Source organism: Dictyobacter kobayashii (genome assembly GCF_003967555.1).
Taxonomy (GTDB): domain Bacteria; phylum Chloroflexota; class Ktedonobacteria; order Ktedonobacterales; family Ktedonobacteraceae; genus Dictyobacter; species Dictyobacter kobayashii.
The window spans coordinates 5,685,132-5,709,182 of the sequence record NZ_BIFS01000001.1 but is presented as its reverse complement, the minus strand read 5'-3'; the positions used below and the strand labels follow the sequence as shown (position 1 = coordinate 5,709,182).

General features: G+C 56.7%; 31 protein-coding genes and 1 pseudogene. 8 read left to right on the top strand and 24 right to left on the bottom strand.

The window, feature by feature from the left end:
• Positions 1 to 24: 24 nt before the first annotated feature.
• Positions 25 to 744, top strand: coding sequence for an N-acyl homoserine lactonase family protein (locus tag EL645_RS25430; RefSeq protein WP_126553423.1), 720 nt, complete (start codon positions 25 to 27; stop codon positions 742 to 744).
• Between the two features lie 248 nt (positions 745 to 992).
• The gene (locus tag EL645_RS25425; protein WP_126553421.1) at positions 993 to 1,238 is read left to right on the top strand and encodes a hypothetical protein; all 246 of its coding nucleotides are present in this window, start codon (positions 993 to 995) and stop codon (positions 1,236 to 1,238) included.
• Between the two features lie 386 nt (positions 1,239 to 1,624).
• Here the strand turns inward: EL645_RS25425 and EL645_RS25420 are convergent, their stop codons facing one another.
• Genes EL645_RS25420 through EL645_RS25415 form a run of 3 tightly spaced genes read right to left on the bottom strand, consistent with a single transcriptional unit; the run spans position 1,625 to position 3,076 of the window.
• Positions 1,625 to 2,383, bottom strand: coding sequence for a quinone oxidoreductase family protein (locus EL645_RS25420; protein ID WP_218032008.1), 759 nt, complete (start codon positions 2,381 to 2,383; stop codon positions 1,625 to 1,627).
• Positions 2,344 to 2,622, bottom strand: coding sequence for an alcohol dehydrogenase catalytic domain-containing protein (locus tag EL645_RS41375; protein WP_218032007.1), 279 nt, complete (start codon positions 2,620 to 2,622; stop codon positions 2,344 to 2,346). Before EL645_RS41375 ends, EL645_RS25420 begins: the two co-directional genes overlap by 40 nt.
• 1 nt (position 2,623) lies before the next feature.
• A complete protein-coding gene (locus tag EL645_RS25415; protein WP_126553420.1) occupies positions 2,624 to 3,076 on the bottom strand; it encodes a MerR family transcriptional regulator in 453 nt (150 codons plus the stop codon).
• Between the two features lie 223 nt (positions 3,077 to 3,299).
• Between EL645_RS25415 and EL645_RS25410 the strand changes: the two genes are divergently transcribed.
• The 4 genes and pseudogenes from EL645_RS25410 to EL645_RS25395 all read left to right on the top strand — a co-directional run bounded on the left by EL645_RS25410 (position 3,300) and on the right by EL645_RS25395 (position 8,366).
• On the top strand, positions 3,300 to 4,370 hold the full coding sequence (locus EL645_RS25410; RefSeq protein ID WP_126553418.1) for a baeRF10 domain-containing protein: 1,071 nt from the start codon (positions 3,300 to 3,302) through the stop codon (positions 4,368 to 4,370).
• Positions 4,371 to 4,728: 358 nt separating this feature from the next.
• Entirely contained in the window at positions 4,729 to 5,547 is an 819-nt protein-coding gene (locus EL645_RS25405; RefSeq protein WP_126553416.1) for a class I SAM-dependent methyltransferase, read from the top strand.
• Between the two features lie 129 nt (positions 5,548 to 5,676).
• Positions 5,677 to 6,933: an RNA polymerase sigma factor gene (locus tag EL645_RS25400; protein WP_161977682.1), complete on the top strand. Its 1,257-nt coding sequence runs from the start codon at positions 5,677 to 5,679 to the stop codon at positions 6,931 to 6,933.
• Between the two features lie 606 nt (positions 6,934 to 7,539).
• A pseudogene (locus EL645_RS25395) lies at positions 7,540 to 8,366 on the top strand (alpha/beta fold hydrolase).
• Between the two features lie 15 nt (positions 8,367 to 8,381).
• Here the strand turns inward: EL645_RS25395 and EL645_RS25390 are convergent.
• Positions 8,382 to 9,575 (bottom strand): MFS transporter, encoded by a 1,194-nt coding sequence (locus tag EL645_RS25390; RefSeq protein WP_126553412.1) that lies wholly within the window; start codon positions 9,573 to 9,575, stop codon positions 8,382 to 8,384.
• 85 nt (positions 9,576 to 9,660) lie between these two features.
• Positions 9,661 to 10,794: an outer membrane protein assembly factor BamB family protein gene (locus EL645_RS25385; RefSeq protein WP_126553410.1), complete on the bottom strand. Its 1,134-nt coding sequence runs from the start codon at positions 10,792 to 10,794 to the stop codon at positions 9,661 to 9,663.
• Positions 10,795 to 11,228: 434 nt separating this feature from the next.
• Here EL645_RS25385 and EL645_RS25380 point away from each other — a divergent pair, with 434 nt between their 5' ends.
• Positions 11,229 to 11,435: a hypothetical protein gene (locus tag EL645_RS25380; protein ID WP_136625292.1), complete on the top strand. Its 207-nt coding sequence runs from the start codon at positions 11,229 to 11,231 to the stop codon at positions 11,433 to 11,435.
• Positions 11,436 to 11,597: 162 nt separating this feature from the next.
• On the opposite strand, the gene EL645_RS25375 is transcribed toward EL645_RS25380, so the two are convergent.
• The 16 genes from EL645_RS25375 to EL645_RS25310 form a co-directional block, all read right to left on the bottom strand.
• Complete coding sequence (locus EL645_RS25375; protein WP_126553406.1) at positions 11,598 to 13,031, bottom strand: hypothetical protein; 1,434 nt, start codon at positions 13,029 to 13,031, stop codon at positions 11,598 to 11,600.
• Positions 13,032 to 13,038: 7 nt separating this feature from the next.
• Positions 13,039 to 13,476, bottom strand: coding sequence for a hypothetical protein (locus EL645_RS25370; RefSeq protein ID WP_126553404.1), 438 nt, complete (start codon positions 13,474 to 13,476; stop codon positions 13,039 to 13,041).
• Entirely contained in the window at positions 13,476 to 13,802 is a 327-nt protein-coding gene (locus tag EL645_RS25365; protein ID WP_136625291.1) for a hypothetical protein, read from the bottom strand. Before EL645_RS25365 ends, EL645_RS25370 begins: the two co-directional genes overlap by 1 nt.
• Positions 13,803 to 13,849: 47 nt before the next feature.
• Complete coding sequence (locus EL645_RS25360) at positions 13,850 to 14,794, bottom strand: hypothetical protein (RefSeq protein WP_126553400.1); 945 nt, start codon at positions 14,792 to 14,794, stop codon at positions 13,850 to 13,852.
• A gap of 241 nt (positions 14,795 to 15,035) precedes the next feature.
• The gene (locus tag EL645_RS25355) at positions 15,036 to 15,449 is read right to left on the bottom strand and encodes a phage holin, LLH family (RefSeq protein ID WP_126553398.1); all 414 of its coding nucleotides are present in this window, start codon (positions 15,447 to 15,449) and stop codon (positions 15,036 to 15,038) included.
• A 134-nt stretch (positions 15,450 to 15,583) separates the two neighbouring features.
• Positions 15,584 to 16,531 (bottom strand): C39 family peptidase, encoded by a 948-nt coding sequence (locus tag EL645_RS25350; protein WP_126553396.1) that lies wholly within the window; start codon positions 16,529 to 16,531, stop codon positions 15,584 to 15,586.
• 5 nt (positions 16,532 to 16,536) lie between these two features.
• Positions 16,537 to 17,463 (bottom strand): hypothetical protein, encoded by a 927-nt coding sequence (locus EL645_RS25345; protein WP_136625290.1) that lies wholly within the window; start codon positions 17,461 to 17,463, stop codon positions 16,537 to 16,539.
• 53 nt (positions 17,464 to 17,516) lie between these two features.
• A complete protein-coding gene (locus tag EL645_RS25340; protein WP_126553392.1) occupies positions 17,517 to 18,563 on the bottom strand; it encodes a hypothetical protein in 1,047 nt (348 codons plus the stop codon).
• A gap of 5 nt (positions 18,564 to 18,568) precedes the next feature.
• Complete coding sequence (locus tag EL645_RS25335) at positions 18,569 to 18,802, bottom strand: hypothetical protein (RefSeq protein ID WP_126553390.1); 234 nt, start codon at positions 18,800 to 18,802, stop codon at positions 18,569 to 18,571.
• Between the two features lie 81 nt (positions 18,803 to 18,883).
• A complete protein-coding gene (locus EL645_RS25330) occupies positions 18,884 to 19,483 on the bottom strand; it encodes a hypothetical protein (RefSeq protein WP_126553388.1) in 600 nt (199 codons plus the stop codon).
• 31 nt (positions 19,484 to 19,514) lie between these two features.
• Complete coding sequence (locus tag EL645_RS25325; RefSeq protein WP_126553386.1) at positions 19,515 to 19,805, bottom strand: hypothetical protein; 291 nt, start codon at positions 19,803 to 19,805, stop codon at positions 19,515 to 19,517.
• A 43-nt stretch (positions 19,806 to 19,848) separates the two neighbouring features.
• A complete protein-coding gene (locus tag EL645_RS25320) occupies positions 19,849 to 21,000 on the bottom strand; it encodes a hypothetical protein (RefSeq protein WP_126553384.1) in 1,152 nt (383 codons plus the stop codon).
• Between the two features lie 39 nt (positions 21,001 to 21,039).
• Positions 21,040 to 21,186, bottom strand: a complete 147-nt coding sequence (locus tag EL645_RS39585) for a hypothetical protein (RefSeq protein ID WP_161977681.1) — start codon at positions 21,184 to 21,186, stop codon at positions 21,040 to 21,042.
• 78 nt (positions 21,187 to 21,264) lie between these two features.
• Positions 21,265 to 21,573 carry a phage major capsid protein gene (locus tag EL645_RS46350; protein ID WP_503827030.1) on the bottom strand — a complete coding sequence of 103 codons (309 nt, stop codon included), beginning with the start codon at positions 21,571 to 21,573 and terminating at the stop codon, positions 21,265 to 21,267.
• Positions 21,574 to 21,593: 20 nt separating this feature from the next.
• Positions 21,594 to 21,743 carry a phage major capsid protein gene (locus EL645_RS46345; protein WP_161977680.1) on the bottom strand — a complete coding sequence of 50 codons (150 nt, stop codon included), beginning with the start codon at positions 21,741 to 21,743 and terminating at the stop codon, positions 21,594 to 21,596.
• Entirely contained in the window at positions 21,713 to 22,474 is a 762-nt protein-coding gene (locus EL645_RS25310) for a hypothetical protein (protein ID WP_126553379.1), read from the bottom strand. The genes EL645_RS46345 and EL645_RS25310 overlap by 31 nt, the downstream gene beginning before the upstream one ends.
• 54 nt (positions 22,475 to 22,528) lie before the next feature.
• Here EL645_RS25310 and EL645_RS39575 point away from each other — a divergent pair, with 54 nt between their 5' ends.
• A complete protein-coding gene (locus EL645_RS39575) occupies positions 22,529 to 22,675 on the top strand; it encodes a hypothetical protein (protein WP_161977679.1) in 147 nt (48 codons plus the stop codon).
• Here the strand turns inward: EL645_RS39575 and EL645_RS25305 are convergent.
• From EL645_RS25305 to EL645_RS25295, 3 genes are all read right to left on the bottom strand, one after another.
• Positions 22,672 to 23,076, bottom strand: a complete 405-nt coding sequence (locus tag EL645_RS25305; protein ID WP_126553377.1) for a hypothetical protein — start codon at positions 23,074 to 23,076, stop codon at positions 22,672 to 22,674. The genes EL645_RS39575 and EL645_RS25305 overlap by 4 nt on opposite strands.
• The gene (locus EL645_RS25300) at positions 23,070 to 23,477 is read right to left on the bottom strand and encodes a hypothetical protein (RefSeq protein ID WP_126553375.1); all 408 of its coding nucleotides are present in this window, start codon (positions 23,475 to 23,477) and stop codon (positions 23,070 to 23,072) included. Before EL645_RS25300 ends, EL645_RS25305 begins: the two co-directional genes overlap by 7 nt.
• A 68-nt stretch (positions 23,478 to 23,545) precedes the next feature.
• Positions 23,546 to 24,043, bottom strand: coding sequence for a hypothetical protein (locus EL645_RS25295; RefSeq protein ID WP_136625289.1), 498 nt, complete (start codon positions 24,041 to 24,043; stop codon positions 23,546 to 23,548).
• Positions 24,044 to 24,051 lie beyond the last annotated feature (8 nt).

The window sequence follows — 24,051 nt, the reverse complement described above, 5'->3', positions numbered from 1 at the left end:
CAAAAAAGAGGAAGGCAAAAAATCATGACAACAACATATCCCACACGGCTCTATCTCTTACAGTTGGCGATAAATACAGTGGGATCGCCGGTTCCAGGATATCTCATTCAGACGAGCGACCATAAAAATATCCTGGTCGATACGGGCGTTCCCCTGGATGGCTCCTTTACTCCCAATGGCCATCAAGACTTACAGATATTCTCTGTTGTCGAGCAACTGGCCACCATCAACCTTACGCCGCAGGATATCGACATACTGGTCTGCACCCATTTTGACCCCGATCATGCGGGCAATCATGATGCCTTTCGTTGGTCAGAACTGATTGTGCAGCGCGCGCACTATGAGTTTGCGCACGCCAGTACGGCTTCGCGTTTCCAGCTAACGCGTTCCCACTGGGACCACCCGGACCTGCGCTACCGACTCGTCGAGGGCGATGTTGAGCTGGTGCCTGGTGTAGATCTGATCGAGACCAGTGGCCATGTTCCCGGCCACCAGGCGGTGCTGGTTCGTCTGCCAGAAACCGGCCCGGTCCTGCTCGCCATTGATGCCGCCGCTATGGCCAGCGACCTCGATCCAGAGACACGCCTATACGAAAACGGTGTAGATCTGGACCCGGCCCAGGCCCTCGTCAGCGCTCGCAAGCTCTTCAATCTCGTCCAGCGCGAACAGGTCTCCCTGACCGTCTTCGGCCACGACGAAGATCATTGGCCCGCCCTCAAAAAAGCTCCTGATTACTACGCATGAGGACACGCTTTCTTTAGCACGCTCATAACTCAGCAGTCTCCTCAATGTTTTTTTAAGATTGCGTTACCTTGATAGAGGCAAAATAATAATCTTTATTTATTATTTGTCTCTACTTATTTAATGCTACGAAAAGACACATATAATACTAATTTGCGTTCTAAGAAAGAAATATGAGAGAATAAAGGAAGCAGGGTTGACTGCGTTAAGGCGGAGCCAGGATGGCTTGTAAGCAAGAAAAGGAGAGTGGTATGTCATCAAGTCCTCAGTGGGAATATTTGACGGTTCTCGTTGCACCAGAGATCCTCGATTATAAAGAGCTTCATCCAAAAGCCGTCAATGGGCAGGAACTCCAAAACTGGAAGAAGCTAGACCTGAATACATTTTTGGGCCAGCTAGGTGCCAATCATTGGGAGATGACAGGTACCATAAGCATTTCTGTCGATGAGTCCAGGGCAGGGACCAGCTATCTCTTCTTCAAACGTATCATGTCCTGACAGCACCTCTCCAAACGAGAAACGCAACAAAAACAATAACCTGTCCGTGTGGGAATTGCCCCAATATATTTCAATTAATGCTTCATAGAAATGAATGCAACAATAATAACGATCAGTACGTGCGGGGCTTGCCCCCGCTTTTAATCTTCCCGCTCGAAAAAGCAACAAGAAGAGATTTTGCGGCTATTATTTAAGCGCATCGCATTATTATTGTTGTTTTTCGGGCAGGAACGAAGGAAGTGGGGGCAAGCCCCGCACGTACTGATCGTTATCATTGTTGCGTCCGATGTATTGTTTAATTCTTAAATGAAATGTATTGGGGGCAAGCCCCTCACGGACAGGTCATCGTTCTTATTGTTTTTATTAATCTTTTTGCGTTAAGTGAACTAGACTTTTAGGAGAAGCTTGCCAAGGTTGGTACGGGCTTCGATGCTCCGGTGGGCTTCCGCGGCCTGTTCCAATGGGAGGACGCTGGAGACATCAATCTTTAGCGCTCCTTGTGCCATTAAGCGGAGGACGTGCTGTACTGTCTCTGCAACCAGTTGTGGCGCGGTCTGGCTGAGCGAGGTAATGCTGTAGCCGATGACGCCCTTATTGGCTTTCCAGAGATTGCTGGGAGAAATTGGCTGCTCTGGATTATTGCCGGCGTCACCAAAGACAATCAGTCGTCCAAAGGGGGCCAACACGGTCAGGTTCTGGCTGCGCGTTGGCTCTCCACGCGCATCCAGGGCGATATCAACCCCGCGACCAGCCGTGATCTCCATTACGGCTTGCTCAAAGTCTGTCGTCAAAAAGACATGGTCATAGCCAAATTGGCGCGCGTAGGCGGCTTTGCTTTCGCTACTGGCCGTACCCAGGACAAGGCTGGCCCCCAGGGCACGGGCAATCTGTCCGGCCGCGATACCTACTCCACCAGAGGCAGCATGCACCAGCACGCTATCCCCGGGACGCATACGGGCCGCGTTGGCCAGCAGATCATAGGCCGTTGGAGCGACGGCGGGAAAGGCCGCGGCCTGCTCCATGTCAACAGCTCCCTCAGCGCTATCCAATGGGAAAGTGAGGATGGCCTGGGCCGTTGCATATTCCGCGTAGCCGCCACGTATTGTCAGCGCGGCAACTGGCTGTCCGCTGTGGAAGCCTTCCACATCCGCCCGACCGCCGCAATCGTACCTGAGACCTCATAGCCAGGAATAAATGGGGTTGGCTGGGCATGATAATCTCCACGCCGGGCCATCAATTCGGCATAGTTGACGCCTGCGTAGGCAACTTTTATCAATACTTCTCCCGCCTCTGGCTGAGGAACAGGAAACTCATGGACCTCAAGGACCTCTGGCCCACCAAAATGGGATACCGCGACTGCGCGCATGGTTTGTGTCTGATGCATACTATCTCTCTATACTTTCCTTAGCACTCGCCCCGCTGGCTGCCAGCGCCGACTGGGCGGCGAAGTGGCGCTCATAACGCTCAAGTTTGCGGCCAACCTCGGCCAGCATACGATCAAGATTTTCGCGTTGCTCAAGCAGCCGCTGCTGCTGCTCGCGGAGGAGTTGATAACGTTTGATGACAGATTGTTCGGTTGCCTCGCCCTGCTCATATTTATTCAGAATACAGCCGTAGCGTGAAATTTCTGCAATCAATGGGGCGATATCTTCCAGGGCCATGCCGGTCTTCTTGAAATCAGCAATATAGCGCAGACAGGCCACATCGGCCTCACTAAAGCGGCGGATGCCGCTCTCACTGCGTTCAATCCTGGGCAAGATACCGCTCTTCTCGTAGAAGCGAATCGTATATGCCGATATGCCCGTCAGCTCAGCAACCTCTTGCATGGTGAGATACATAGGTGGCGCCTCCTTATCTCGTTCTAGAAAGAAGTATAAATGTTAGAGTTAACTCTAAGTCAAGGGAGAAACAGGCCAATTTTAGGGAAAACCACATAATTGATGTCATTGGCAAATCATCGGCTTACAAAGATTGGCAGAGCTACATTCTATCCATAGTCAACGTTTTATTAAGGTGGGGTGGAAGTGGCACGAGTAAGCTTGTCTTCAGAAGGAGATAGATATGCAAACTGCTAAAGAACTGTTCCATAAACTCGCGTCTTTTGAGCCTGATGGAGCCTATGTACTGAGTATCTACCTGGATATGAGTCCGCATATGTCCGGTAAGCAGCCATGGAAACGCACAGCTGATACTGAACTACGCAGCCGCTTGCGCGAGATCGAAAAAACACTGCTGCCTCGTCATCCTACCCTGGAGGGCTTTCGCAAGGATGCAGAGAAAGTACAGCATTATCTTGAAAATCATGCTGAGCCCTGGCTGCAGGGAGTGGCTATCTTCGCCTGCGATGCGCATGGACTCTTTGAAACCCTGGAAACTGGCGTACCATTTCAGAACCAGATCGCGTTCGAGCCCTATCCTGATCTCTTCCAACTGGCCCACCTGCTGGACGAGCAGGAGACGGTCGTGACCGCGGTGGTTGATACCAATACGACGCGCCTCTTTGTGACGCGCCAGGGCTTCCTGGAAGAGGTGGCTGGACCCGACGACTCGCCAGCCGGCTATGGCAAGCGTAGTGCTCACTGCTTAAACCAGGCTCGCTATCATCGGCGCGTCGAGAATAAACGTAAAGCGTTCGCGCGCGAGGCGGCGGCGGCAATCGAGGAACTCGTACAGCAAGAGGGCGCACGGCGCGTCATTCTGGCTGGTGATGCGGTGGCCATCCCCCTCTTGCACCAGGAGCTTTCCAACACGCTAGAGCCAATGGTGCACGAAGAGATACTGAACCTTGATATCCGCACACCGCTGCGCGAGGTTCATGATGAGATCAGGCCGGTCATGGAATATATGGAAAGGGAATCATCGCACGACCAGGCTGACAACCTTGTGGAGAGAATACGCGCCAACGGGCTCGCGGTAAGCGGGATGCAAGAAACACTCGACGCGCTTGAACATGGGCAGGCCGATACTCTGATTCTGGCCAACGATGCCTCATTAGACGAAAAGCTGCGCAGCGAACTTGTGCGCCGGGCGGCCAATACAGGTGCCCAGGTCGAGGTTGTCATGGGCCATCCCATTCTCCAGGAAATGGGAGGCGTGGGCGCCCTGTTGCGCTATCGTCCCCACTGGGTCTAGCGGCCAGCGCCAGCCTCACAATCAGTTCTGACACAGCCCTGGTGAAACACACCCGCCGTTTTTCACCGCAGTATCCCCCTGCCCATCAGAACCATTACGCGCTATTGGCGAGATCAGGTGGCGCCTCCAGTCTGACGAGGTGCCACCGTCGTGTGCCGTTTGAGCGAGCAGCTTTTACAACTTTTCAGGCCAGAAACCTTGTTACAAATTCGACACAATAACAGGGCATAATAACACAATTTCGCCATAATTACGTGACATAAGCGCACTATACTCCTAACAAATGAGTGAGCGTGACATTGAGCACTCAGCGTCGCGAATCTATAGCAATAATATAGTTAGGAGATATTTTTAAAAGATGATTGCTCAACTCTTCGATATGGCCTGTAATCTATCTCCCAATGTCAGGCGCTTCCTGATCAAACACTGGTTTCAATACCTATCGGTCCTGGATAAAGAGGCTTTAATGGTCTTTATGAACCTTGGCTACGCTCCCACCCATACGGACAAAGAACAGTCACCAGCACTGGCTGGCCGTGATGAGATTAATCGCTATTGCATCCAGATGTATCATCATGTGGCGGGTGCTGTTGAGCTGAACAATTGTGATGTGCTGGAGGTAGGTAGCGGGCGTGGAGGCGGAGCATCATATATTACCCGCTACCTCCGGCCGCGCTCCATGACAGGATTGGACATCTCTGAAAACGCGGTGGCGTTCTGCAATACCTATCACCAGGTCGAGAAGCTCCATTTCCTCCAGGGAGACGCTGAAGCGCTGCCGTTTGCGGATAATAGCTTTGATGTCGTCGTCAACATCGAGTCTTCCTATGGATACGGTCACGTGGATACCTTCCTGAGCGAGGTGCGGCGCGTTCTTCGTCCAGGCGGCTATTTTCTTTTCACTGATTATCGCGCCCGGGATGCCATCGATACACTACAAAAGCAGCTATGCGACTCTGGCTTGACCAAAATACGAGAAGAATGCATCACGATGAATGTATTGAAGGCCCTGAATCTCGATAATGAAAGAAAACAGAAATTGATCCAGCAGCGCGTTCCTGCTATGCTACAAAAAATCTTCCACTATTTTGCGGCCATGCAGGGATCACACATGTACAAAGCACTCAATTCAGGAGCTATTGATTACCGCTTTTTTGTACTCGTCAAAAACAAATAATGGATAGAGGATAGAGCCCACACGTTCAGACATGTCAGGTTTTGGGGAGCGGCTCGCGATAGAGTAATGTAGCGTTTAATGCAAGGCTACATTACTCTATGTATTATGCTTAAAGGAGAGAAGCAACGTATGTTACCGCAGCCATTTGAAGAGACGGTGGCGCTGCCACCAGCGAAGCCTGATGCCCAGACGGAGCCTGCAGTTGATATTCTTTTAACCGCCGAGCGCCCATGGTTGGTACGTAAGTGTGCCGTGCTGACCCGAAACGCCGATGCCGCCGAGGATCTGGCACAGGAGACGTTGCTGGAGGCATGGCGCCATCAGCAGAAATTGCACGATCGGAGCAGTGAGCAACGTGAGGAGCGCCGCAGGTGGCTGGCCGCCATTGCCCACAATGTCTGCTTGCGCTGGCTGCGCGAAGATAATCATGAGCGTGCCCACCGTATCCTACCACTACCCGGTGACAACGGCGCTGCGCCATCTGATGGACAGGAACAGGACGAATGGAACCTCGAACTGCTGGCGGCCCCAGACCACTATAGTGTTGAGCTAGAATTTGAGCGCACGGAGCTCAGTTCCCTGCTAAATGAGGCTCTGGCCCACCTGTCGGAACCATTGCGCATAGCCCTGGTCGCGCGCTACATTCACGGTGACAACCACGATGAAATCACGCGCCAACTCCAGGTGAACGAGGCCACGCTGGTCCAGCGTATCTATCGCGGGAAGCAAGCGCTGCGCACCGTCCTGACCACCCAGCTGAGCGATGAACTGGCGGCCTACGGCATCTACCAACCAGGAGAAACAACCATCGAACCATTAGTGACGCGCATGTGGTGTCCCTGGTGTGGAACGGACCACATTGTCCTGCATGAGAATGGCGCATCTGATAGTCTCCTCTTCAAGTGCCGGGCCTGCAACGCACCTGTGGGTGGAAAGAAAACAGATAGCAACTGGCCGAAGGTCAGTAGTGCGGCGGCCAGATATGTGCAGCTAGCAAACTGGCTTCACAATTATTACTGGCACACCATCGACCAGGAGCCGACCTGCATCTTTTGTGGTGCCTCGGCCACGCTGACCACCCACGAGGCACCCGAACTGCCAGCCAGGCATCGTGGCCTGGGGGACCAGCCCGGCATCGCCATCACTTGCGGCCAATGCCAGCGCACCCACTACAATACGCTATCGCACCTGACCTTTGATCTGCCACAGGTGCAACGTTTCTGGCAAACCCACAAACGTATCCACTGGCAACCAGGCCAGCCCACCGAACACGCAGGCATCCCGGCCTGGGTCAGCACCTTCCACAGCAAATCCGGCCACGAACAGATCGACATCCTCATCGAACGCCAGACATTCCGCGTCCTGGCCATCAACGAACAACCATAATACCCAGGAACCATTGTATATACGATTCTAAGGAGTGTTTCGTATACCAATGCAAATTTACACCCAAATAATAATACTTTTCACTTAATACCTCATTAGAATGAAAGCAACCAGAAACACGCTCTGTACGTGTGGGGCTTGCCCCCACTTTTTACCGTTCCGACTTGAAGAAGTAACAAGAAAAGCGCGGTGTGGATATTGGATTAGGATCACATCATTGTTATTTCATGTTTTTCATGCGAGAGCGGATTAAGCGGAGGAAAGCTCCGCACGTACAGCGCGTGTTTCTAGTTGCCCGGTTGCTGTGAAGCTTTATGTGAAACCCTCAGGTGATTTAAGAGGCTTTCTTTCATCAAGGCATTTCTGCATACCGCATTCAGGTCAAAAACTGAGCGTGAATAGGGCGTGATCGTGTCTATGGACAAAAACGCTGCCCGGCTTAACCCTCCAGTTGGGCATCCGTGTTGTAAAGTAGAGATATGATCCAGAAAAAGGCGTGGCCAGCCAGGATCAGATCGCATGCATGCATTTGAAGAAGACATGAAAAATCAACGCGCGCTGCCCGCATTCAGGGTAGCCATGAAACGAATTATGGAGGGAACTTACATGCCTGAAGTTAGATTGCATGACGGAAGCACTATCGAGATCGAGGTCACAGGTACAGGGCCAACCCTGCTACTGCCGGTCAATCCGCGACCAGTCGAGGGTCCGCAGGCCGATGAAATGCGCAAGTATGGCGTCGATCCGGCCCTGGGCCAATCCCTTATTAAGGGCTTGAGCGACACCTTCCGTGTAGTGGCCTTCAACTATGAGGGTCAGGTCCTGAGCGCGCCAAAACCGGAGACGCTGACACCAGCCAATATCGTCAGCGATCTACTCGCCGTAGCTGATAGCGTTGGAGCGGATCGCTTCGCCTACTATGGGTATTCCTGGTTGGCGTTGATCGGGCTGCAGCTCGCCACACGAACCGATCGCCTATCGGCGCTTATCATGGGTGGCTTTCCGCCGCTAGATGGCCCATACAAAGAAATGCTCCGTGTAACCACTGCGACCTATGAGATAGCGTGTGCTCCTCAGGCTGAGCCGCAACAGGATGATGATGAATGGTCATCGGTCGCTCTGTCGCAGGACCAGACGCGACAGTTCGTCACCCTTTACGAGGCGCTCCAGAGCTTCGACGATCGGGCCGCCCAGCCACAGATCACCTGTCCTCGCCTCTGCTTCGTGGGTTCGGCGGACGAGATACACTACGGCCCGAAATGGGCAATGTGCTTGTGAGCTTAGCTGGCCCGATCATACGCGAACAGTCACGACTGGAAGAACTTGGCTGGGATGTACGCGTGCTGGCTGGCCTCGATCATATTCAGGCCATGCAGGCGGCGAACGTCCTACCAATTATACGTCCGTGGCTGGCTGACAGGCTGAACTCATAAAAAGCGACAGGAGCCTTACACATCCTGTGCGCCAGGCACAATATTCCAGGCCAGCGCAACAGCCAGCAAGCCAATGCAGCCAACAATACACCAGCACAGCAGCGGTGAGTAGTGGAGCAACACACCACCGAGAGCGGGTCCTACAGCAAATCCCAGGCCCGTTGCGATCCACAGGAAGCTCATATAGGCTCCCCGCTGCTCAACTGGTGCGAGATCAGCCCCAATCGTATCATAAGGAGGTGAGAAAAGCATGTTGCCAAAGACGAAGGCGAGCAGTGGTAGCGCCAACCAGTAAGGTGCAACAATCAGGCTACACATCGCTGCCGCAGCGGCCAGGATCAGGCTGCCCAGTGCCATGATGCGGCCGGCTGGGATATGCTGGAAGAGGGCCGTCAAAGGAACTTCCAGCAGGATCACCAGCAAGCTTCCGGCCGCCATCAAGCCACCGTAGAGCACGGGGCTTCCACCAAGCCTGGTAAGGTACACCGCCAGGGTCGTTGTTTGCTGGCTCAGAACCATGGTGGTACAGAAGCCAACCAGCCAGATGCGACGAAAAGTGCGGTCCCTCAAAGGCGCCAGCAGGGCCTGCGGGGGACGCGGCTCCTGGACATCTGGCAGGGATGGCAACGGCCGGGGAAACAGGAGAAGCATGAAAAGGGCAAAGAGCAGCGTCGTCCCTGCATCTGCGCCAAAGAGCGGGAGAAAAGCAATCGAGGCGATCAGCCCTCCAAGCGATGCGCTCACCATGCTGCCAACATTCATGGCCATCCGTAACAGGGAGATGGCCTGCCTGCGCTGGTCACGTGAAACCAGATCCATCACTAACATGCCAGCCAGAGGTCGCTGGGCCTCACTGGCAATACTCCAGAGCAGAACCATGCCTGCCAGCCAGAGAAGAGAGGAGATAAAAGGAATGGTCAGCAAGAAGCAGGCCGAGATGGATAGGCTGATGATAAAGACATATTTGCGCGCAAGCCGGTCGGCGAGGACGCTCATCAGGAGCGAGGCCAGGATACCTCCTACCCCCGGCAACGCCACGATCAGGCCGACAACCTGAGATGGCAGATGGCGATCAATTGTGAGATAGATAGCCAGGAAAGGCAGGACCAGCATCCCTACACGATTGATTAATGTTCCTCCCCATAAGAACCAATAAGCCCGGGGAAGCGTCAAAATGGTTTTTCGCAGATGGGCAAGAGCTGAAAACATCGCATTTGTCTTTCTAGTGCAGCAAGATAGTGGCTTGTTTGGAAATTATAGCTCATTCAAAAAATAATGTAAAAAATGTATCGTCTTACATGGATGGTACATGTTCATTTACATCCAGCGCATTGACCCACTCAGCGCTAGCAGACCAGTCTTCGCTACCCGTTAACACGTTGATAGCATGCACAGTCCCATGCTGGCCACGTCCATGTTCATTAAAACCAACATATAGTTCATCAGCAATCAACTTCATATGGCTTGGCTGGCCAATAGTAAGGGTGCGCAGCTTTTGCCGCCACAGCAAACGATGACGGGTACAATCAAAAGCATAGACATCCCCGCTGCTTGCAGCCACATACAGCGTATGCCTGCTGGCCAGCAAGCTCGCATTATTGATGCCAGGATATTTCCAGACAGGCCTTCCGTTCTTTGGATCGAGTCCAACCAGGTGATCCCGCTGACAGACATAAAGCAGACCTTCATGTACCAGCAATTGCGACATACTATCCACAAACACTGAATTCTGCCATTTCAATTCTCCACTCTGAGCATCGAGCGCCAGGAGACATGGCCCATCGTTGCCCGCGCCGGCATACACCGTTCCTTGATCGACAATAGGATCAATATAGACGCGCCCATCGGTCTGATACGTCCAGCGCGCCTGGCCGTTCTCGATATCGAGCGCGTAGATGTTATTGTCATAAGAGCCAATGTAAAGTGTGTTATCGACGATAACAGGGACTGAGGTCACCACACCCTTCGTGCTAAGGTTCCAGCGCTCAACCCCATCTTTCGTATTCAGTGCATAAATAGTACTCGATGGAACATAAATAGTCTCGCCTGCAATCGTGGGCATACCACTGGCAAGGTCAATCTCATGCTGCCAGATGATCGTCCCATCTACGGCCACCAGGGCATAGACGAAAGAGTTAAGCGAGCTCACAAAAACCCTATCCTGCTGCGCAGCCAGCCCTACCAGGCTATCCAGAGGTGGTGGCCCTGTAAATATCATGCCATCCGGAAGGGTGGTCGACTTAAACGGCGCCTTCTTGATCGACAAGCCCCACTTTAGTGCCCCGGTGCCTGCATTCAAGGCATAGAGATAAACGCCACTCGCAAAATAGAGGGTATGCTCTACAACCTGGGATGCCACTTGCTTCAATGTAATCTGAGGATAAAATTGTGGCGCGCATGGCTCGACAATATCTTTTCTTTCCGCCATCAGAGTACTTCCTTCCGTGCCGCTTCTATATGTATTTACATTACAGGACGCTGCGCGAGCGGCAAATTCATCAACATGTGGGACAATAATGGCCGAAAAGCTCTAGCAATATGCTGTATTTCTACCACCAGGGAGGCGGAAACGACCCAAACAAAAAAAAGGCTGGGGTCTTGAACTGGATCTCCTTTTGGCTCATGTAGAGAGGTGTGAGCTTTCACCAGGGATGTAGACACATCGAAAACCAATATGGCAGGTCGCGCTATCAATCATTTCGGGAATACGCGCGGCAGGACGGTAGCGTAAACAATAATTAGGGGCACATAGATTTCGCCAAGGAGAAGCTACAGGCGATTCGCAACTCACCTGTGCCAAACCAGTGCGTTGGTACAGCCAAACTCTACATTAACGACAAGCAGGTCGGCACGTTCAAGGATATGTGCACCCAGCTCGGAAAGTTCGCCCTCTGCGGCGAAGGCTTGAACATCGGACACGATGGCGGCTCACCCGTCACCAACGACTATCCGGGCAGTTCACCGTGGGCATTCAGCGGCGGCACAATCAAGCGAGTAGTCTTTGATGTGAGCGGTGAGGAGTACCACGACTTCGAGGCAGAGGTCCGGGCCATGATGAGCCGCGACTAGCTGCCCCCCAGGATGCGGACACGCTCATAAGTGCTAAAAATCATCAATACGGGTAAAGCTCAAAAGCGGCTTTTGAGCTTTACCCGTATTGATGATAAACGTCTATGCACTAGAAGCGGCCGTCGCCGAGGTAGAGCTGGCGGGGTCGGACGATGGCCGCTTCTATGGGCGGGGCTGCAGGTCGCGGATGGCTTCGGCGCAGAGGGCGAGGCTCATCAGGAAGTCGTCGTGTCCCTCGGCGGGGTCGACGTACATGTCGAGGCAGTTTTCGGCCGGGATGCGGTAGCGGGCCAGCCGCAGCTGTTTCCAGCATTCCTCATAGACATCCATGGGTGCCTCCTCTGGCTGGTAGAGCTTGATGCGGGCGGAGTTGACCAGGCTGAGGAGCTGGTAGGTCAGGCGGCTCTTGCTGCTGCGACTGAATTTGTAGCCACTGATGCGCTCAGGACCAAACTTGTCGCACAGCAGGCTGGCGAGGGCTTCACCGAGTCCGCTGCTGTCGATGAGGAGGCGTCGAATATTCCATTGTTGCAGCAGCGCGCCGACACGGGCATACTGGTCGCCATGGCGCAGGCCGGTCCACCATTGCTGGTGCACGATCTCGATGGTGGGCAGTTCGAGCTCGTTATAGCGGACACGGCCGATGGTCAGGATGGTGCTATCGCGTTTGTTGTTCGCTTGCTGCTCCTGACCCGGGCGTGGGCGTTCTTCGCCACCCACGTCCAGGCCCGCCACATAGTAACCATCCTCTTCGCCTTCCGCTGGATCGGCCAGCCAGCGGTGGCTGCCACGCAGCAGGTGGCGCTGCAGTTCGTTGAAGAGGAAGCCCGCGCCACTGATGGGGAGTAGCCGATACTGGGTGCGGATCGAGACGTGCTCTTCGCCGAGGCGCCGCATCTCGCCTTCGACGAAGCGCCGATAGCGCGCGTTGATCCGACCCAGGGTGCGCCAGTCACACTCAAAGTGACGCTGGATGCCGTCCTGCTCCTGGCGCTCCAGATTATGCGCCCGCATGCGCGCCAGCAGCGTGTCGTCCGTCCAGGCCGTGCCATACATCACGGTAACAGCATTATTGGTGGCGGCCATCGGTTTAAGCTCGACATCGTACTTCTCTAGCTGCACATCCTGGGCCTCGTCGATCTCCAGTAGCAGGCTGGCGGTGGCCCCGACGATCGAGGACTCGGGTCCAGCTGAGAAGAAGAGGATGCGCGGACCGCTCTGGGCGGCCACGGCCTCGGGCTCGGGAGCCAGGCCGATGATGTAGCCGAAGGATTTCCAGACGCGCTCGCGTAGCATGGGGGCTTCGAGCATGCTGAGCAGGCGCATACGCGAATTGACGATCTGTGGCTTGTAGGTCGGGGCGGCTTTGACAATCGAGCCCTGGTCATACGCGAAGAGCAGATAGGCCTCAAGGACGGCGCTGAGCTGGTTCTTGCCCATCTGGCGAGCGAACATGACGGTGAAGGTGTCTCCGCGACCCGCGCGAATGGCGGCCAGAATGGCATCTCCGACCTGCTCCTGATAGGGATAGAGCGGCTTGCCCAGGATGTGGCGCGCGAACCAGCCGATGCCGGGCTGAAACTTCTCTGCTTCCATGCTATCTTCAGGCCTCCAACAGTTCAATCGTTACTTCGTAAGAGGCGGCCAGGCTCCCACCAGTGGCCAGGGCGCCGACCTGGCTATGCAGATCAAAGATGCGCTCGCTATAGCTATCGAAGTGTACATTGATGCTGCCATTGACGGGGTCAATAAAAGTCAGGGTCGAGCCCACGCTACCGCTATAGCTGGCCCGCAGCGCGTCGCGGTAGGCCTGCCCGCTCACTCCGGTTGGCTGGCCATCATAGCGCAACAGGTCATTGAGGCAGAGCACGACCAGCTTCCAGCTGCGCTTGCCGGGTCCCAGATCGACATAAGAGAGCGAGCCATCGGCGCGCACGCTCGTCTTACGAATGCGGGGCTGCAACAATTGATAGCTCGCGGGCTGCAAAAAGTAGCCTGTGCCATCCAGAATTACCTCACAATCGACACCAATAGTTGCCATTACCGTTCCTGCTCTTCCTGGATACGCGCCATGGTGCTGGCCCCGCTATGATCGCTGATCGAGACCATATCACCATCGATCGAGACCGCGATCCCGCGTCGGCGCAGCGCCACACAGATCGTATCGATGATCAGGCTCAAACGTGTATTCTCAGCCTTCATATCCTCCAGCCTGGCCCGCATCCCCGTCAACTCAGCCTCCAGCGCATTGATTACCCGCTCCTGAATATGGTTGGCCGTGCGCGCCATGCCACCGCGATAAGCCAGCACGCCCCCCAGAATAGCGCCAATCGTCAATAATAAATTCAACAAACTCAACACATCCAAAATGCAATCATCCTCTCCAAAAAACATCACGAATACAAATGCTTTATTTATAAGCGGCCCCAGTAGCGTGGGATGTCGCCCCAATGGAGGCGGGCGGCGCTGGCATAATCGCGCTGCTGCTTGATCTCTTGCAGGCGGGCCATAAATTGGGCCATGCGTTGGCCTGCGGTGGCGGCCCAGGCAGTGGGGATACGCGTATCGTCGAGGCGATCATGCAGGGCGCCATCCTGAACATCAAAGTTGTCGTTGGTCGGGACCTGGTAGGCCTCCATGGCATAGGCGCTGGCCCCCAGCACGATCAGGTCGCGATGCACCTCGGGAATGGTCGAACCGCTGCTGTCCAGCTGGTGTTTGGTGGCATAGAAGATGCGCATCAAGAGACTATTATCCTGCGGCAGCTCGCCGGCGGGCAGCTGCAAAGTAAAGGTTGGCTGCTGGCTCCCAACGACACTGCTCCCCCTGCCAGCCGTGCCCTGGCTACCCAGATTGCCGCCCACCGCCAGGGCGACCGCCGAATCAAACAGGTTGGAGAACTCGCTAAAAGCGCGCTCGACGGGCGGCCAGCGCATGATGCCGGAGCTATTGACCTGCGGCGCCTGTGGCTGATTCAGCAACCCGCTATCGGGCAAGGTATCGCTAAAGCTGCTGCTGACCGTATCGCTGAGCGTGGTCAACAGGTAGAGGGTCGAGCTGCCCACCAGCGAGCGGTAGAGGGCACGCCCAATCACGGGATTGCTGACCCCGGGCTGGCCCGGCTGGCTATTCCCCAGCATAATATTGCTCAGGTTGACCTTCTGGTTGCCGCTACTGGTGGTGACCGTGGCCAGCGGCGATGGCAGCGTCTCGCCTCCGGCCGTCAAAAAGGTCAGCGCGTACTGGTAGGTGCCGCTGCCCAGGCCGCTCCCGCTGACGGCGCTGGCGGTGGGGCCGCCATAGGCGCGGTCAGCGAGGTGCCTGCGATCTGGAGTGGATAGAGGATACGCTCGATCCACAGCACAGGATAGCTGGCGTTCCAGCTGGTGGGATAGGGATAGGTGCGCTGTCCGGGCTGGGTGGGCATATCGACATAGGCGATATTGGGATAATACTCAGAGTAGCGCTCGACGGCTTTGTCGAGGGCGCGATCGAGATCGGCCTGGCTCCAGCGCTGGTTGCTGCCGGCTGGATCAAACAGGTCCAGCCGCAACATATTTTCAAGATCGGTTAGCAGCATAGCTCGCTCCTCCGGCCACGCTAACCCTGAAGCAGCCCGGTTGGCCGGGGCGGGACCGGGGCCGCAGGCACAACCGCCGGCGTAACCCGTGTGGGGGCGTCCTGGTAGGGGCTGCGCGGGCGCTGGTTCTGGCGTACCGCGAAGACGGCGGCCTCCAGGGCGGTATTGAGCGCGCCCGGCTGCGGCACCGGCAGGTGGAAAGCATTAAAAAGCTCGATTGAGGCTCGCAAAGCCACCTGCTTCTTTTCCAGTGGACCATAATCATCGTAGGCCTGTTCCGCCATGCTGACGGCCATCTGGACACATTTCTCTAGCATCTCTTGCTGCTTGCCGGGAAGCTGGTGCTCAAAAAACTTAAGGCACCAGACGGCAACCACGCAAAGAAACGGGAAAGCATTCAATAGCAGGGTGGTCAGAAGATCTGTGTGAGGCATAAAACTCTCTCTTTCTCTTACTACAAGCGTGCGCTGGCGCGCCCGCACCTGTTTTCTTCTATGGTGTAAAAAGTGCGCGAAGAGCACTTTTTACACCATAGAAGATGACTTCTTGAGCGCCTTTGGCGCGGGAACTATGCGCCTGCGGCGGGAGCACTCGCCAGCGTGGCTTTCTGTGGTTGGGCCTGCTGCAATTGCTGGTTAACTTGCTGCAGTTGGGCCTTGAGGACATCGCAGGTGACATTCTCCTGCAGCAACTGGGCTTTTAAGGTATCGCGCTCTTTCGTCAGCTGACGCCCCAGCTGCTCCAGAGCCATCAGTTCCTGGCCGGTCCAGGCCTCAAACACGGCATGGGTCGCATTCCATTCCAAAGTGGTGCGACGGAAGCGCTGGCGACTGCCGCCGCCCAGGCCGGGATTGCCCACTTCAAGCTGCTGGACGCTCTGCTCGGCCTCTAATGGCAGATCATCGCTATCCCAGCCGTGCGTCAGGATGTAAGTCCGAAAACCTTTGATGACCGGGAAACCATTGGGGGCCGTCAGGGTCGTACCATCATCCTTCCAACCGGTCGGCACATGCTCCACCAGCGCGGCAGGTTGCTTGGAGAGGGGCCAGACCTCGTTGTATTTCAAGACTTTGAGCCAGTCGGCATCACTTTTGGTGATGGGCTGGGCGATATAGGGGTCCATCGCGGTCAGGGTGGTCGCGCTACAGCCATAAAAGGCGATCATGTGCGTCCAGTCCAGGGCGGCGCTGACATAAGGATCAAGCTCAGCGGCCACCACGGGATGTCCCTGGGCCAGTTCGGCGCGGATACTTGACAAGAGGCTGGCCATCTCGCCATCCAGCGTGCGCAAAACCACGCCACGTTTGGCCACCTCGGATACATAGTCGCTGACCATGGTGGCGCCTATGTAGCTGGCCCCATAGATGCTATTCTTCAGCTGGCTCCCGGTGGTGGGCTGCCCGGTCAAAAACTGGATGCAGGCTGCGATACTGGTGGCGACGCAATCATATTCGCGATTCGCCTGGGTTGGATCTTCGGTGCGCTGCGATTTCATCGGAAAGTTGTTTAATTCCATAGTGCTTACACTCCTTCAAGTTCTAGTGTTGTCTGATATATGGCCTGCTGGGCCTCATAGACAGAACTGCTCTGCACGATGCGGGCGCTAGTGCTCACGGCGATGCTCGGATCGCTGATGGTGATTACATCCAGCAGTTGATGGGCAGGATTAAAGGGGATCTGGATGCGGTGCTGGAGCTGCGCCCGTTGCTCCTGGGCGAGCAGGAAAGCCGCCTTGCTGGCACATTGGGCCACGGTGAGTAGTTTTTGATCGACATGCTGGATCAGGCCTTCTTGTCCGCTCCACTGCATCTGCTGGTCATCATAGACCTCGGCACTGGTAAGGGCCATTGTCCCCCCGCCGGTTGGTGGCTTGCCGCTAACAATAATATGGTTGCCGCGCTGCTGCCGCTGCTCCCAGCTCAGCAGTTCCAACTCGGGCTGATAGGACCAGCTAACGCTGGCGGCGCCGCTCAGGTCGCGGAATTGCAGCACCTCATTCTGATCCAGGAAGTACTGCATATCATAGATGCGGCACAGCTCGCTCAGGGCCTTGCGATATGTGCCACCGGCCGGCAGGACAAACAGTGGCACGCTCTGGCCCAGCTGGCTACTGGTGGGCAGCGAGAGCGCGCACAGTCCAGCCCGGACGCAGATCTCGCGCAACAGCCAGCCCAGCGGCTGCGCCGTATAGGTCATCTGGAAGCGATTGACCTGATCCAGTTGCCGGGTGAGATCGCTACACAGCAGGCGCAACTGCGCTACCCCCGGCGAGCGCAGCAGCTGGATCGACACGATGCGATACGTCCCCACCAGCACCAGCTCAGGTGAGCCCGGTGGGGTCCCGGTACGATAGCCCGCACGCAACAGCACTGAGCAATTCGGACCGATCGGCTGCGTCGCCCCCGGCTGACTGAGCGCCGCCCCCAGGACCCCCTGATTATTATCCAACACCAACTCCAGCATAGCGGGCTTAGCGAGCTGCTCTTTTATACTATAAGAAATCACGCTGTTGGAGCAGTTGAGGTAGTGCTGGCTATCCTGGCTGTAAATGGGGCGCGCAGGACGCTGGACATACTGATGAGCAGGTTGGCGCTAAAGGTGCTGAGCAGACAGGCTCCATATTGGGCGGCCATGCTATGGATAATGCTGCCCTGCGACCAGTGCTGGAGGTCAGCGCTCTGGCGGATGCGTGGATAGCTGTAGACGGCGCCAGTGAGCAGGCCGTTGTCGGCCTCGATACAGGTCAGGTTGTAGAGTCCGGTGCTTGAGTCGTATTGCAGCCGTGGGGCGCGACGCGTGATGGCGCTCCCGGTGGCGGGTGCGATGGCTGGATAGCTTTGCCAGCTGTTGGTGGCCGGGGCATAGCTGCTTTCATACAGCGTATTGCCATCGCTGGAGACAAGCCAGTAGAGTTGTCCATCCCAGTAGGCTCCCAATCCAGCTCCATAGGGGATGGCTGAGAGGGTGGTGCTATGCAGGCTACCCCAACTGCTGCCGCTATAGAAAGAGCAGCCGGTCAGGACGCCACTGACGAGCTGATAGAGGAAGAAGACATCGTTGTTGCCGGCGCTGCCGATGCCCAGGATGGTGGCGCTACTGGGTGGCGTCAGGACCGTGGCCGGGCTGCTGCTCCAGCTCTGGCCGTTGTCGTTGCTATTCCAGGTCCACAGGGCGCTCCCGCCGCTCCCCTGCTGCACAAAGGCGCGCAGGACACCGCCGTTGTTGGAGAGTGCGCATCCACCATCCTCAAAACAGGTGGAGTTAGCCCCGCCCAGCGTGGTCCAGCTATTCCACTGGCTGGCGTTGCTGGCATCAGTAATGCGCTGCCATTGCAGGGATTGGGCATAGGCATTGCTGCCACGCGTCAGGCGGATACGTACGATGCTGCCGTCGTTGGCAAGGCAGGCGTCATGCCAGCCATCGGCTGCTCCGGGACTCTGGTACAGCTGGTAGTGCAGGATATGATCCTCGATACTGACGCCGATGGCGGGAACGCGCGTGGGAGCCTGGATGGCGGCGCTCAGGGAGGAACTAATAACTCTGGCCATGCTGGCTACAATCCTTCTGTCTCTAACTCATCTGTTACGACATTGCTGTCGTCCGGTCCTTCACCACGCATCTGCTGCATCAGGTTCTGCAGCCAGATCTGCACATTATTGGCGGCGGCAGGCGGGCTAGCCAGTTTCTGTTTGATGGTCAGGAAGTGCTGGATCTGGCCCAGGATCTTGAGCGCGAAGTTGAGGCGCTCTTTCTGGCTCAGTTCCTCGATATCCAGGTCCGCCAACAACTCGTGGGCCTGGCTTTCGAGTCGGGATACCCAGCGCTCGATGCGTTGCTCGGAACTGCCTGGGATAGTTGTTTTGCTGGTTCATAGTACATATCCATAGGTGTAGAGGGTCAGGGTACAGGTGCCGACAAAGGCTTTGATGTCGACGCGGCCCAGCGCATCCAGGGCCAGCAGGCCACCACCATTGATGGTAGCGCCGGCGCTGGCGATATTGCCGAGGGTGACATAGGCGCTGAGGTCACTGGCCCCATGCGGGGCGAGCTGCAGGTAGCTATTGACGCTACTACTGCTAAAGTAGGCTTTGTAGAGCACGCCCAGGGCACGACCGGGGATGCCCGAGCTACCGCCGCTCAAGGTATAGGTCGCCAGGGTGCCCGCGCTCAACACATCCCCATTGATCTGACGATAGCCGTTGACAAAGGTGATGCGCCCCGGCGGCGGTGTGGGGACCGCCGAGCCGGTGCTATAGACCGCGAGCACGACGGCATCGGTGGCGTTATGCTCGTCGAAGAAGAGGACGGCGCACAGTGAGCCGTTGATTGGCGTGCTACTACCGTCCGCTTGAAAGGCCAGCGGGACATTGGTCAGCTCAGTCGAAGTTGCCTCCAACAACAGGACCGAGGCGGTATAACTGGTCGGATTAAACGCGGTCAGCAGGGCGCGCTTGATAACCTGGGCCATCGGGTACCTCCACTCCTCACTTCAAAGCTGCTCAGGCGTCGTTGCCGCCCTGGCCTGGATTGCCGATCAGGTCGCCCGCTCCCTGCGTGTGGAAACTGGCCGCGCTATAGCTGGTCCCCAGCACAGCATTGACGTTGCTGGCGATCACGGCCAGGGTCTGGCTGGCCGAGGGATCGACGCGCACCCAGGTGCCATCCTGCGGCAGCGCACCATCGGCGCTCAATTGCTGGATGGCCAGCGTCCGTGGATTGAGGTAACTACCAATCGGGGCGGTCTGGCCACCGTTATAGCGGCCAAAGGCAAATTCGAGTTGATCTAACATATCAAGTTGTTCCTTCCTTAATGATCCGGATAATCCAGATGTCTTAAAACTCAACATACTTCATGCTGATGATGTAGCTGCCGGCGGCGCTGGTCTCCAATGTCAGGGTCAGGCCATTGGCACTACCCGCCGGCAGGTAAACACATTGTTCGTTCTGCAAGAGCTCCAGTGGTCCGTTGCCGATATCCACCATGGCAAAGGGAGCTGTTGGGGTCGTGGAGGTCGTGGTATAGGTGCAACTAGAGGCAATGGCGCTGGCCGCCCCACCGGCCTTCTGGTTGCTGACCGTGGCCTGGCTGCCATAAGCTGGATCGCTGGTCGTCAGCTTGAGGCGTGCATTGATGGCGTTGGTGGCGGCGTTACTGGCGGCCACGCGCAGTGAGTAGACCAGGATGCTTTTGCCACTGCCCGCCGGATTGAACAGACTGAGGGGATAATCATTGGTGCCGGCCGCCGCGCTCTGCAGGCCGCTATGCACGCTATAAGCATGACCCTGCAACGTCAACTGGCGCACCCAGTTCTGCACGCTGGGGACCCCATTGATGCCGACCGCCCGGTCCAGGCTACTGCCATTAAAGAGCGCTGGACTACTCAATGGAATGTTGGAGCCCGAACAGTTGTCCTGCGAAGCCGCACGCACCAGGTAGTAGTTGCCGGCATTGGGATCAATAATCACGCTGGCAACGGGATCAATGCCGGTAGCCAGCAGGCCATTGAGCAGCGGCCCCTGCGGCGCATAGCCATCCCAGAAGGCTCCGGTATGGCTGGCATACACAATCGCCGACTGCAAGCTCACCGGATTGCTGCCCGGCACATAGTTACTGGCGACATACACCACTTCGGTATAGCCCCCACCAACCAGCAGGATGGGCGCCCCCGCGATCAAGCCCGCCACCGAAGACAGCGTCAGGCTGGTCGAGCCAACACCGCCCCCGGCCGTAATATTGTTGAAGATGATACCCTTTCCCTGCAGCTCACGCTTACGATCAAAGCTATTACTGCCCGGCGCCCCATTATTGAACAGGTACACCACCTCAGGCGTAAAGGCCTGTCCCACCCCACCATCCAGGGACGCGCTACTGGCGGGCGTCGTCTTCAAATTGCCACTACCATCCACCTGCAAAGCCTGGCCGCTCCCAGACGGACTCAAACCGCCCACCAACCCCGACCCATCCGCATTCATAAAACTCGTCAACCAGATTCTCCTTCCCTAAAAGAGGATTGCTCGCGGCGCTTAAATGCCGCGATAGAGGCCACGATAATCGACTACGGCGCCACCATATTCATGGCGAATCTTGTAGGTGATGGCGTCCTGGGTGAAGTTGAGGCCCAGGATCGGCTGGTCCTGGATGAAGAGCGAGGGTTTACCTGCCCCCGACAAAGCCGATCTCGATGGTATCGATCTCGCGCGGATCGCCGATCAGGAACCATTGCGTGGTGCTGCTGAGCTGCGGCGAGACTATCGGGTAACATAGCCGAGCATGGGGTTGATATCGTTGTTGGGCGAGCCGGGTACGCCAGCGGATTTGGTGACGACCATGCTGGTCCATTCGAGCTCCGGGGGTACTACCAGGTAGCGTGGACGCAGGCCGAGGCGCTTACCAGCATAGTTGGTCTGCTCGCGCATGGCGGTGATGCCGCTCTGCATGGCCGTCGTCGAGAGCGCGGCCGCCCCCAGGTTGTTGTGGGGCACGCCAGCGGTAAACAGGTTGGAGGTATCATAGATGACCGGATTACCTGATAGGAATGAGTAGACGAACTCGGCCAGGGTATAGGCTGCGGCGACCGCTAGCTTGGTGGGATCTGCCGGATGGCCTGCAGGTCATCATTGAGGATGGTTTCGCGTGAGATGGTGACCAGGTTGCCACGCTTCTGCGGTACGTAGGTGGCGGCCGAATCGGTCAGGGTCACTGCGCTATAGGGCGTATCTTCGGCCACGACCGGCAGGCTGCCAAAGGCTCCCAGGCGCACCCGCGTCTGCTGCTTGAAGTCCCGAATGGGGCGATGGTCACGAACTTCTGCCATTCAGCTGGCCAGGCCTGGTAGTCTTTGAGCAGGCGCTTGTTCATGCTGGTGCCAAGCAGGTAGGAGAAGCTGGCGGTGGTGGTGTCGGCCTCATTGATGCGCCCGATGGGAGCGCTTTCGGCGACCTGGATCGCGCCCAGGTGGCTGCTATTGCTGATGCCTGCCCGCAGCGAGGAGTCGCCAGTGACGCGGCTATAGGCTTCGTGGATACTGACGAAGCCGCGAATGTTGCCGAGCTTGCTGGTGTCGATATCCAGGTCGAACATGGCATCAAAGGCGGCCTGGACCTTCTCGGCCTCGGTGACCATTGAGCCAATGCTTGCCTTTTCATAGCCATTGCCCCGGATCAGGCCGTCGCGACTCAATTGGGCCAGCAGGGCCTGGGCGGAGTTGATCTCGTTCTCCAATTCCTGTTCCTCAAACAGCCGTCCTTGCAGGCGCTGGCGCACCTGGGCCCGGGCGGCCTCGGGCAGGATGCTCTCCTGTAAGCGCCGCTCCAGCAGCAGGCCGGCTTTCTGAATACCGACCTCGCCCAGCAGGCGCTCGACCTCTTGTCGCTGCTCTGCAATCTGCTGTTGCTGCTCTTGTAGTCGCCCGCTGACCTCTATCTGCTGCGAGACCTCTGTACTGGTTGTCTCTACCATGGGATGTTGTTCTCCTTGTCTGTTGTGATTATTTGATGTGTTGGGGATATCTTCGTGGAGAATGCGCCGGAAGCTGCCGCCCGCGCTGGGCCGCGTGACGATGTCGCACGAGTTGAGTTGAAGTACGTTGCTGATCTCTTTGGCCTTGCTGGCCTCGTTGAGCTGCCATTGTCCGAAGATGTCGATGGAGAGCCCGATTAGCTCGGGTCGGCCCAGTCACAGGCCTCTTTGATGATGGACCAGAGCCAGTCGGCGGCCTCGAAGATATGCAGGGTCGCGTCCACCCGACCACACCCTCCATCAGCCACATAGGCGGCATCCTGGTAAAAGCCGACCACATCGCGCACCGAGCGATTAAGCTGATCCTCAGTGGAGCGCGCATGGTCCGCGTAGGCCTGGGCCCCCTCGATCAACCGCGCGATCTGGCGCAGCGCGGCCTCATCGTAGACATAACCATTTTTTGAGCGCCCACCCTGAATGATGGTGACGCGCACCGCATGACCATCCTCAGAACTTACTGCGGACAACTGCTCAACGATCTGTCCATCGATACGGATCTGCTCTTCACATGGGACAGTTTGCACTGGCGGCTGCTCTAACATTGGTCATCCTGCTTCCAGCCAGCCGCTAGCAGGCTCAAATGGCGCTCACGCCGACTCATGTAGTGTTGCCACGCCGCCGTGGCATCGGTATCATCTGGTATGTTGTCCTGTTGATAATCCTGCAACAGGTCCGAGGCTCCAGCAGCCAGCTCGCCCGGGCGCTCCGCCATCTGCCGCTCAGGGACCAGTTGTATTGGAACCAGTGGCGCGAAAGCTGCCAGTTCGGCGCTACCATCCAGTTCGGGCGTGACAATCGTTGCCTCGTCGGCTGCTGGCTCAGCCAGCTGGTCGGCCAATAATGCGTCAGGCTGCAAAGCTGGCGGCATAGCGAGGCCGGGTAGTTCAAGATCAAATGGCTGCAGGTCCGCTGTGGACCGCGTTTCAATGGGGTACGAATGCATAAAGCTCCCTTTCTTTCTCTTGTTTATAAGGCGTCAGGTCTGCGTTGAGGTTGTGGGCGCCCTGACCTCTACAGGAGGCGGCGCAGGTAGGCGTAGCTGCGGGTGCCACCGGGAACGATGCCAGTCGGGACCGCTTCGATGAGCTGGTATTTTCTGGCACCCTGTACGGCTGCGGCGGTGGCGGTCGCGGTATCGGCGATCATGACGAGGCCCACAAATGAGGTACTGAGCGGGGCCAGCATAAGCGTATCGTAGACGGGGCGTGGTGGCTGGCCATCCCTGGCGGGGATCTGGCGCTCGATGCTGGCCTGAGGACGGAAGATGACATTGATGGCCTGGTAGCTATAGCTGCCACCGCTCTGGTAGACGAAAACGACCGTCTTCTGCCTCCCAGCCAGCGCGCGCGCCTGCAAACTCTGGATGTGCGCTACTTTGCGATTATCGAGCGGCATCGGCGGCCCTCCCTCATCCTGCTGTGCCTGTCCGATCTTCGCCTGCTCCTCATGCACATCCACCTCGACATCGACCAGTTGGAACAGCAGCCGCATGGCGGTCTCATCGCTCACCCAGCCCT